At 47.5% G+C, this 733-nt stretch carries 2 tRNA genes and 2 rRNA genes; all 4 read right to left on the bottom strand.

The window, feature by feature from the left end:
- Window positions 1–85 (bottom strand): 23S ribosomal RNA (locus ES017_RS15145); the annotation flags it as partial.
- Window positions 86–190: 105 nt separating this feature from the next.
- A tRNA-Ala gene (locus ES017_RS15140) sits at window positions 191–266 on the bottom strand.
- Window positions 267–278: 12 nt separating this feature from the next.
- A tRNA-Ile gene (locus tag ES017_RS15135) sits at window positions 279–355 on the bottom strand.
- Window positions 356–616: 261 nt separating this feature from the next.
- Window positions 617–733 (bottom strand): 16S ribosomal RNA (locus tag ES017_RS15130); the annotation flags it as partial.

The raw sequence follows: 733 nt of genomic DNA, 5'->3' as shown, positions 1-733 counted from the left end.
CTCCCCGAAGCATATCGGTGTTTGTCCCGTCCTTCATCGGCTCCTAGTGCCAAGGCATCCACCGTGCGCCCTTTCTAACTTAACTAAACACACTTTTCAGCCTGTTATCTAGTTTTCAAAGAACAATGCCAACCTCGTCTCCTTTTTAATAGACGTAGGCGTAAAAAAACATAACCTATCTACAAGAAAATGGTGGAGCCTATCGGGATCGAACCGATGACCTCCTGCGTGCAAAGCAGGCGCTCTCCCAGCTGAGCTAAGGCCCCATGAAGTTTGTATGGTGGGCCTAAGTGGACTTGAACCACCGACCTCACGCTTATCAGGCGTGCGCTCTAACCAGCTGAGCTATAGGCCCATACATACGAATATTTACTTATGAAGAGAGTGTTCTCTCAAAACTGAACATGGTTGCTCCTATGATCAGCGTCTTTGCTACCATGCGCCGAGGAATCCATCTTCCTCGAATCCACTTTTAGACGCAGGTGCAAAACATATTTTGTTCAAAAAGAGAGTGTTCTCTCAAAACTGAACAAAACAGACAGCGGAATTTTATCATATATTTTTTGTGTTTGTCAACACACACGGAGCCATTCTCCGCTTTTCTTCTTATCCTTAGAAAGGAGGTGATCCAGCCGCACCTTCCGATACGGCTACCTTGTTACGACTTCACCCCAATCATTTGCCCCACCTTCGGCGGCTGGCTCCCGTAAGGGTTACCTCACCGACTTCGGGT

Source organism: Anoxybacillus sp. EFIL (assembly GCF_013096955.1).
GTDB classification, from domain to species: domain Bacteria; phylum Bacillota; class Bacilli; order Bacillales; family Anoxybacillaceae; genus Anoxybacillus; species Anoxybacillus ayderensis.
This window is presented reverse-complemented; position numbering and strand designations above follow the sequence as displayed.